7 protein-coding genes are annotated in these 9,334 nt (G+C 50.9%); 4 read left to right on the forward strand and 3 right to left on the reverse strand.

Going from position 1 to position 9,334, the window contains the following annotated elements:
- Positions 1-36 precede the first annotated feature (36 nt).
- From JX312_RS04930 to JX312_RS04945, 4 genes are all read left to right on the forward strand, one after another.
- The gene (locus JX312_RS04930) at positions 37-1,311 is read left to right on the forward strand and encodes a serine dehydratase subunit alpha family protein (RefSeq protein ID WP_204457252.1); all 1,275 of its coding nucleotides are present in this window, start codon (positions 37-39) and stop codon (positions 1,309-1,311) included.
- A 55-nt stretch (positions 1,312-1,366) separates the two neighbouring features.
- The gene (locus tag JX312_RS04935) at positions 1,367-2,386 is read left to right on the forward strand and encodes a TlpA disulfide reductase family protein (protein WP_204457247.1); all 1,020 of its coding nucleotides are present in this window, start codon (positions 1,367-1,369) and stop codon (positions 2,384-2,386) included.
- A gap of 151 nt (positions 2,387-2,537) precedes the next feature.
- Complete coding sequence (locus JX312_RS04940) at positions 2,538-4,202, forward strand: AMP-binding protein (protein WP_123405219.1); 1,665 nt, start codon at positions 2,538-2,540, stop codon at positions 4,200-4,202.
- Positions 4,199-5,713 carry a hypothetical protein gene (locus tag JX312_RS04945; protein WP_204457248.1) on the forward strand — a complete coding sequence of 505 codons (1,515 nt, stop codon included), beginning with the start codon at positions 4,199-4,201 and terminating at the stop codon, positions 5,711-5,713. Before JX312_RS04940 ends, JX312_RS04945 begins: the two co-directional genes overlap by 4 nt.
- Before the next feature lie 21 nt (positions 5,714-5,734).
- On the opposite strand, the gene rbsK is transcribed toward JX312_RS04945, so the two are convergent.
- From rbsK to JX312_RS04960, 3 genes are read right to left on the reverse strand one after another with little or no spacing between them, the layout of a single operon-like run.
- The gene (gene rbsK / locus JX312_RS04950) at positions 5,735-6,667 is read right to left on the reverse strand and encodes a ribokinase (RefSeq protein ID WP_204457249.1); all 933 of its coding nucleotides are present in this window, start codon (positions 6,665-6,667) and stop codon (positions 5,735-5,737) included.
- A gap of 40 nt (positions 6,668-6,707) precedes the next feature.
- Positions 6,708-8,030: an FAD-dependent oxidoreductase gene (locus JX312_RS04955; RefSeq protein ID WP_204457250.1), complete on the reverse strand. Its 1,323-nt coding sequence runs from the start codon at positions 8,028-8,030 to the stop codon at positions 6,708-6,710.
- Positions 8,018-9,322, reverse strand: a complete 1,305-nt coding sequence (locus tag JX312_RS04960) for an FAD-dependent oxidoreductase (RefSeq protein ID WP_204457251.1) — start codon at positions 9,320-9,322, stop codon at positions 8,018-8,020. Before JX312_RS04960 ends, JX312_RS04955 begins: the two co-directional genes overlap by 13 nt.
- Positions 9,323-9,334 lie beyond the last annotated feature (12 nt).

Consider the following 9,334-nt stretch of genomic DNA (forward strand, 5'->3'; position numbering starts at 1 on the left):
TTACCGGAACTTGAGATGGACCTTAAAATCAAAGAGATGGAGAAAGAAAAAAGAGAAGCGATCATCAGACTGATAAAAAAGGAAGTTGTGCCCGCCANCGGGTGCACGGAACCTGCCGCTGTGTCGCTTGCCGTTGCTAAGGCAACAGAAATGCTCGGCACTGTACCGGAGAAAATAACACTGTCGCTGAGCGGCAACATAATAAAAAACGCGATGGGCGTGGGCATACCCGGCACCGGCATGATCGGTCTTCCTATCGCCGTGGCACTCGGGGCACTTGTCGGAAAATCAGAATATGGTCTTGAGGTACTGAAAGATGTCGATGAGGTTGCGGTTGAAGCCGGTCGTCGGTATATATCGGAGAACCGGATTTCTATCTCACATTGTGAGGATGCCGTTTCCAACCTGCATATAGATGTGGTTGCAGAAGGGGGAGGCGAATCGGCGAGAGCGGTGATTTCAGGTTCACATCAGAATTTCATATATCTTGAGAGAAACGGAGCTGTTCTTCTTGACAAAGGAGCGGTAGCCGACAGCGCGGAAGGAGGGAACGATGTTGTTCTTGACGCAGCTACAGTCTATCAGTTCGCAACCGAAACTCCTGTTGACGATATCAGTTTCATACTTGAGGCTAAGAGGCTTAATCTGGCGGCTGCTGAACTTGGATTAAAGGGAGGTTACGGTCATTCTCTCGGCGCTGCTCTCAACCGGGGGCACGGTCTTATCGGAGACTCGCCGCTTGAGCATATAATGTCAATGACTTCGGCGGCATGTGATGCCCGCATGGGAGGCGCTCCGATAGCGGTTATGTCAAATTCCGGAAGCGGCAATCAGGGAATCACTGCGACCATGCCCGTGGTCAGCTATGCCACAGACATAAACGCTACGGAAGAGCAGACGGTGCGGGCACTTGTATTGAGCCATCTCACCAGCATCTACATAAAGCAGAGTCTCGGCCGTCTTTCTGCACTCTGCGGGTGTGTGGTTGCGTCGACAGGAGCCTCGGCGGCTCTTGTGTATCTGATGGGGGGCGGCTTCGCACAGGTATGCGCGGCAATAAAGAATATGGTGGCAAATCTCACGGGAATGATCTGTGACGGCGCCAAACCGGCGTGTTCTATGAAAATATCATCTGGAGTCTCTACTTCTGTAATGTCAGCTATGCTTGCCATGAACGGTACCTGTGTCTCATCGGGCGAGGGTATAATCAGCGATGATATAGACAAGACAATACGCAACCTCACGTCGATAGGAAGAGAAGCCATGCAGGAGACCGATAAACTTGTGCTCCGCATAATGGTGGACAAGTGATTTAAAACAAAAACTCCGGTGACAGGTGTTATAAATACATAGACAAATGATAAAAATGATAAAAAACATAAATAAAATATCTGTAATGTTCTGTGCGGCGGCAATGTCGCTTGCTTTCGGAGCATGTAAGAAAGAAAGCAGGATAGAGATGAATTTCCCCGACAAGTATGAGGGGAAGACTGTGGAGGTGATGAATTTCGCGGATTCCACAGTGTTGGCATCCATGGTCATCACCGACGGCAAGGCATCTCTTGTATCGGAAGAAAACGATTCATTGCGTTTTCCGCTGTTTACCCAGATAGCGATTGACGGCAGAATACGTGCGTATTATATAATGGAAGAGGGTAGGGTCGTGCTTTCCGACTCCATGAGCGTTCCCACGGGAACACCTCTGAACGAGCGATTCTCCTCAATGCTCTCCACACTCGATTCGATAGAGAATCTTGATGACATGTCGCTTTATCTCGATTATGTGGAGACAGCGTATAATGACAATAAAGACAATCCTATAGGGTCATATTTCGGCATAGAATGGCTGAAATATGCTGAACCCCAGCGTGTCGACAGTTTTCTAAATGCGTCGCCCGCCGGTTTTCGCGATACCCGTCGGGTAAAGCATTATGAAGAGTTCGCCCGTCATCGTGCCCAGACTGCACCCGGCATGAAATATACGGATTTTGCCGGAGAGACCGGGAAAGGCGGCACGGTGAGACTGTCGTCTTATGTAAAACCGGGCAAATACACTCTGGTGGATTTCTGGGCAAGCTGGTGCCCCTATTGTATCAAAGAGTTGCCCGACATGAAGCAGCTGTATGCCGATTATGCCGACAAAGGTTTTGAGATCGTGGGTGTTGCCGTGCGTGACAAGACCGATGACACCGCCGCTATGGTGGCAAAGCATGAGCTTACATGGCCTGTGATCTATAATACCCAGCGTGTGCCATATGATATCTACGGTTTTTCCGGCATCCCGCACCACATGCTGATAGATCCGGACGGGGTGATCGTAAGCCGTGGGGAGAGTGTGGCGCAAATCCGCGCGCGTCTGCAGGAGATTTTCGGCGGCGAGCAGTAAACGTTGTTTTGACCCCTCCCGTCACCGCCAGCCGTAAGGTTTCCGGCTAAGCGAGTGGCGAAAACACCTCGGAAATATCTCGCTGGTGTCAAGAAAAAATAAGTCAAGACGAGTACAGATTCTTAAAATTACCTATTCATTTGTATATATTATGAAAGACAAGACTCAATCTTTGAATCTTCTGATTGAAGAGTCGATAAAGAAAAACTGGGACAGCATGGCGCTTTCCGACATGGGTGGCATCAATTACCAGTATAAGGATGTTGCGGAAACTATCGTCAAGCTGCACATAATGTTCAAGGCAGCCGGCGTGAAGAAAGGCGACCGGGTGGCAATATGCGGCAAGAACTCCTCCAACTGGGTTGTAGTGCTTCTTGCTTGTCTGACCTCCGGAGTCGTTGCCGTGCCCGTTTTGCACGAGTTCAAGCCGGATACCGTCATGCATCTCGTGAACCACAGTGGAGCAAAGCTCCTTTTTGTAGATGCCGCCATATGGGAGAATCTCGATGACCGCTGTATGCCGGATCTTGTCGCCGCAATTTTCATAAGCGAGTTCGGCATGCCATTGTCGCGAAGCGAGAAACTTACGGAAACCCGCAACAACATAAACGAATGCTTCGGCAAGGAGTTTCCTTACGATTTCACACGCGATGCCGTGAAATATCAGGAAGATGAGCCGGAACAGCTCGCGATAATAAATTATACGAGCGGATCCACAGGAATGTCTAAGGGAGTGATGCTCCCTTACCGTTCTCTTTGGAGCAATATCCGGTATTGTCTTGATAATATCGATTATCTTCATGCGGGCGACGGAATCGTCAACATGCTTCCGCTTGCCCATCTTTACGGCATGACCATTGAATCGCTGCATCCCTTCTGTCAGGGGTGTCATCTGAATTTCCTCACCAAGCTTCCCTCTCCCAAGGTTATCCTGAAAGCTTTCGAGGAGGTCAAGCCAAAACTGATCATCTCCGTACCGCTGATTCTTGAGAAAATCATCAGGTCAAAGGTTTTCCCGATGCTTGAGAAACCTCTGATGAAAGTACTTCTTCATATTCCCTATGTCGATGACCGTCTTCTTGCCAAGGTGAAGGAAAATCTCTTGCAGGCGTTCGGCGGAAATGTCAGGGAAGTGATCATAGGAGGCGCTCCTCTGAATCCGGATGTCGAGAAATTCCTCTATCGTATAGAGTTCCCTGTCACTGTAGGATACGGCATGACCGAATGCGGTCCTTTGCTGACATACGCTCCCGCGACAGAGGCGAAACCGCACACGGTAGGCAGGATGATGGACAGGATGGAATGCAGGATTGATTCGCCCGACCCGGCTCAGATTCCGGGTAACATATGGGTGAAGGGACCGAATGTCATGCAGGGTTATTACAAGAACCGTAAAGCCACGGAGGAAGTCATGCCCGACAATTCCGGATGGATGAACACCGGTGACATGGGAGTCATCGATGAAGACGGTTTTCTTACCATCATGGGGCGTTCCAAGACAATGATTCTCGGACCTTCGGGACAGAACATCTATCCGGAAGAGATAGAGGCAAAGCTAAATAACCTCCCGTATGTGGCTGAATCCCTGATAATCGATAATCACGGTGAGCTTGAGGCACTGGTTTATCCTGACCTCGAGGTTCTTGCGAAAGAGAAGATCGACCGTGAGAAGACCGACAAGATAATGCACGAGAATCTCGAAACCCTTAACCAGGAGTTGCCATCCTATAGCAAAGTGAAGAAGCTCAAGATAATGAGCGAGGAGTTTGAGAAAACGCCCAAACGTTCTATAAAGCGTTTCCTTTATCAGCCATGACGAATGCCGAAGCACTGATATTGCTGGTGAGGACGCTTTCGAAAAACGAAAAGCGAAGTTTTCGTCTCGGAAAGAAGAGCACTGCCGATTACATAGTGCTCTTCGATCTTATAGACAAGGATGAACTCATTACTGTCGATGGTCTCAAGGAAGCTTTCGAGAATAAGGGGAAGGGTGCGGTTTTCAATGTGACCGTCACATACCTTTACAAACTGCTTCTCGACAAGTTGCTCGCGCTCCGTCAGAATCAGGATTCTGATTATTCGCTCATGACCCAGATTCTTAAGGCGAAGATTCTGTTTGAGAAATCGATATTTCCCGCCGCTCTCGAGATTCTTGAGAAAGTGAAGCATGATGCCGCCGCACTTGAGAAAAACGAGGCGCTGATAATGGCTTCCCGGCTGGAACTTGATTATCTGCATTATCTCAACATGCCGGATATATCGGAAGAAGACCTCATCAACAGACATTACAGCCTTAACACAGCCTTGTCCAATCTTGGCAATCTATACGAACAGTCGGCGTTGTACGAGCTGTTGACGCACCGTATCATCTTCAAGGGTTCCGTGCGCACATCGAGTCAGAAAACATCGCTCAACGACCTTGTCTTCACCGAGCAGAATCTCGTGAGGAAAGCCTCTACGAGTTTCGAGGCGCAGAAACATCATCTTCTGTTTCAGTCGGCATTCCTGATGGCGGTCGGTGACGAGCAGTCTGCCTCGGATGTCCTCATGCAGCTCAACAGACTCATAACCGAGTATCCGGCTATCGGGAATCCGCTTTTCTACCTTGCCATAATCGAGAATATGCTCGAGAATTTGCGCGAAACGGGCAGATATGACCAGATACCTGTGTTTATCGAGCGTCTGGCGGCTATAAGTCATCCGTCGCAGATGGTGATGATGCACATCAGCGCACTTGCAGGGCTGTACCGGTTGTTGCTGCTTCTCGACAGGGGAGAGTTTCACAAAGCGAAAGAATTCATCGACAGAAGCGAGGAGCTTCAGCCTTCCTTGATAGAGAAACTGAACCCTGTGCTTGAATCCAAGATTTCACTGTATGTGGCTCTGGTGCATATTGGTCTCAAAGATTACAGACGGGCAAGAAAGACACTTGTGCTTGCCATGCTCAACAAGACATGTGATCTCCCTATCCACCGTATCCTGCGCATAACCGGTCTTATCATTCATCACAAGATGAATGACTCCGATTATATCTATTCAGAATCGCGGTCTATAAAACGCGAGATTGCCAAGTCCGGCAAAGCTTACAGGATGGAGTCGCTTATACTCGATGTGGTAGGGAAGAGTTCGTATGCGCTCATGTCCACGCAGAAGCGCGAACAGATATGGGGAAAGATAAAGCCGCGCCTCGACGACATCCGTCAGGATGTGTTCGAAGCGCAGCTTCTGAAGATTTTCGATTTCTCAGCCTGGATAGAATCCGAGATTCTTCGCACGTCTTTCGGGGAGACACTACGCAGGAATCTGGAGTCAGGTATTCGGTATTGATTTTTTATAATATATTCTAAATCAGTTTGTTAGGCGCATCGGGGGGGTAAGGAGCCTTTCCACTTCATAGCGGTAGGGTATGGCATCCATCATGCCGTCGCGCGAAACCTGCAGAGCGGCTGCCGCACTTGCCATTTTCATGGCGGAAAGAAGGTCTTTGTTCTCGCTTATCGCCACACATACCGCCGCACAGAACACATCGCCCGCTCCGGAAGTGTCCTTGACATCCGCGTCAAAGGCTTCGATGATATGAGTCTCTTCGTCCCGCAGCATCAGCGCGCCACGGTGTCCCATCGTTATGATAACCGTTTCAACTCCTTTGTCCGCAAGTTTTCTTGCTGCCTCTTCTGCCGAATCGAAATCATTCACATCAACGCCTGTGAGCTTTGAAGCCTCGCTACGGTTGGGAATCATGATGGAAGCCAGACTGAAAAGCTCATCGGGAAGCGTCTGCTGTGGAGATGGGTTGATAATCACCGGCACACCGCTTTCGGAAGCGATGCGTGCGGCGTAAAGAGCAGTCTCTATCGGTGTCTCAAGTTCGATCAGCAGAACTTTAGCGTCCATTATCTCGCTTCGAGTCTTGTCTATCTCTTCAAGCGAAAGAGTGGTGATGCTCCCCTGTGCCAGCGAGATATATTTCTCACCGGCGTTGTTGACCATTATCAGAGCGACACCCGAAGGGTTGTTGGCATCCGAGAAGATGTAGTCAGTGCGTATTCCTTCTGAAGAAAACATCTGTTTCGCCTGCCGTCCGAAGAGGTCATTTCCGGTTTTGGTTATAAGGCTCACCGAGCCTCCAAGGCGAGAGGCAGCTATCGCTTCGTTGGCACCTTTCCCGCCTGGACATATCCTGAACCTGCCACCCGCCACGATGTCTCCCACTTGGGGGAGAACATCGGTCTGGATGGTCATGTCGGTGTTGGTGCTTCCTATTACAACTATCTTACACACAATCTATAGTTTTTAAGGACTAAACAGGTTCTGACAAATCTCAGTTGCTGAGGTTGGCGCCAAGCTCCAGTAATCTTGCGCGCAGTGTATCGGTGTTGACCTTGTCTACGCCGGTGTTGCCCTTTGCGGCAATGGCGGCGGCTGTGCCGGCAGCCTGGCCGAGACCCATTACCGATGCCTGCACGCGCACCGATGCCGATGCGACTTCATCGGCGGAGAAATTTCGTCCTGCCACAAGAAGGTTGGGGAAGGACGGAGCATAGAGGGAACGGTAAGGCACAAATCCGGCGTCTTTCATGAACTGGCAACGCTGGCTCGTGCTGTTTGCCGAATGGATGTCGACCGGATGGCACCCTCTGGCGACAGAATCGGGGAAGTCGATTGCCTCAAGGTATTCCTCACCTGTAAGGGTGTGGGCACCGAGAATACGTCGTGTCTCGCGAATGCCGGTCATCGGAGCCGTGGCTATGAGTTCCGCGTTCTTGAAAGCAGGTATATATTTCCGCAGCAGTTCCGTGTATCTGTGGGCGTTCTCACGCAAAAGGCATTCCATCTCTCCGGCAACGCGGTTGTCGGTCATGTCTGCGAAATGGCGGGTCATGTTCACGAGCACAATACCGTCGGCGAGTATGCCGCAATACCATGGACCGCCGAACATCGGAACATCTTCCGTGCCCTCCTCGCGCAGTTTTGTGAATAGGTCGCGTATCATGAGGTCATGATAGTTCACACCCTGTTGTGAATGACGTATCATCGGGAGTGCATCTGTATCCACACCCGAAAGCATGAATATCAGCGACGCGGGCTGGAGCTGTTCCGGCACCGGCTGCATCGGAACCCCCGCCATCGCGGCAAGATCGCTGTCGCCTGTGGCATCTATGAAATACCGCCCGGCAATCGCTTCAGCACCGTTCTTGTTGTCTATGATGACATACCTGATACGGCTGTTTCCATCCGGGTCTTTCTCATATTCCGCTCCGGTTATATAGGAGTGGAAATATATGTCGACTCCGGCTTCCTTGAGCATACGCTGCGCCACAAGCTTGTATTTCTCGGGGGAGAATGTGATGTTGCCGAGAGGTTTCTCCTCCCGTGCTCCGCCGATAGCGGCGAGTCGTTCCACAAACTCCCACGGCAGACCGTCGATTATGCGTCTGCCGTTGTAATTGAACACACTTATCGGTGCGACAAGTCCTGCGGTCGCCATACCGCCGAGAAAACCGTAACGCTCGATAATACAAGTCTTGGCGCCTTCGCGTGCCGAAGCCAGGGCGGCGATTATTCCACCCGGTCCGCCGCCGCATACAACAACGTCATAACCGGCAACAACCGGTATCTCTCTTTCCTGTTTTATTCTTGCCATAATTCAATCCCTTTAGCGGTCAATGCGTTCTGAAGTTCTTTCACCTGAAGTTCACGCGGAGTCCTGAGTTCCTTCGCGCAGAGGGCTGCGGCTGTTCCTGCCGCCTCACCCATAGCCATGCAAATGGACATCACGCGGTAGGAAGCATGGGCGCGGTGGGTGCCCGAGATACAACGTCCGGCAACAAGCAGTCCTTCCACACCTTTTGGAAGGAAACAGCGGTACGGTATGTCATACGGAATCACATACTGTATCTTGTCTTCAGCCTGGCCTGCACCCTCGGGATTATGTATGTCTACAATAAACTCAGATTCATGGACAGCTACATCGGGGAATTTCCTCCCCTCCACCATATCTTCGGCGGTAAGCAGGTAGTCACCCATTACGCGGCGTGTCTCGCGCACACCCGTGGTTGTGCCGCTGCCGATGCATTTGCAGTTTTCATAGCCGGGAAGATTCTGATGGAAGAAATCCATCAGCAACGCTATCTGGCGTCTGAGCTCAAGATCCGCAGGGAAGATTTCACGGACTTTGGTGATATCCACGCGGTTCGCCTGGGTAGTGTTGACCTGGCGCTGCCCCTTCTTAACGGTAGGATGCAGACGCACAGCCGCCAGATGCTCCGGAAGTTTCCCTTCATCGGCACAACGCTTGCAGAAATCAAGGAATCTTTCGCCGTTCATCTCCACATTGTCGACATCGCCTATGCATGTCACAGCACAGGTTTCGTCAACGTTGTCGATTGTGAACTCAAGGGTTACTGGCTGCATGAGTCCGTCTTCGCGACCTTTCTCGATATGCGCGCCCGCAAGAGTTGAGACAATCGCGTCGCCGGTGCAGTCGATGGTCACAGGTGCAAGAAGCGCCATGCGTCCCTCATTGGTGGCGAGAATCAGTCCCGTCACTTTGTCACCCTCCTTTACGACATCATATACCGAACTCTGTAGATATACATCAATGCCGGGATGATTCACAAACTCAGAGAGAGTGAGTTTGGCTTTTTCGAAATCATGCGCTTTACCGGTCTCTCCGATCATGTCGTTGTCGGGAATCTCAAGTATCTTCACTATCTCGTCGCGCATGGTTCCTTTGCCGACCATGCCGAGCACAGGACCGACATAGCCTGTGGTCAGGTTGCCGCCGACCACGCCGTATCTTTCTATAAGCGCCACTCTGGAACCTTCTCTTGCGGCTGCCACGGCGGCGCATATGCCCGCCGGACCGGCACCGGCGACCAAGACATCGTATTCTCCGGTTACTTCAACCGGTCTGTTGTAGGAGATTGTTTTCATGTTTTATGGGAG

Origin of the sequence: Barnesiella sp. CU968 (genome assembly GCF_905219685.1) — a bacterium.
GTDB lineage: Bacteria > Bacteroidota > Bacteroidia > Bacteroidales > Muribaculaceae > Lepagella > Lepagella muris_A.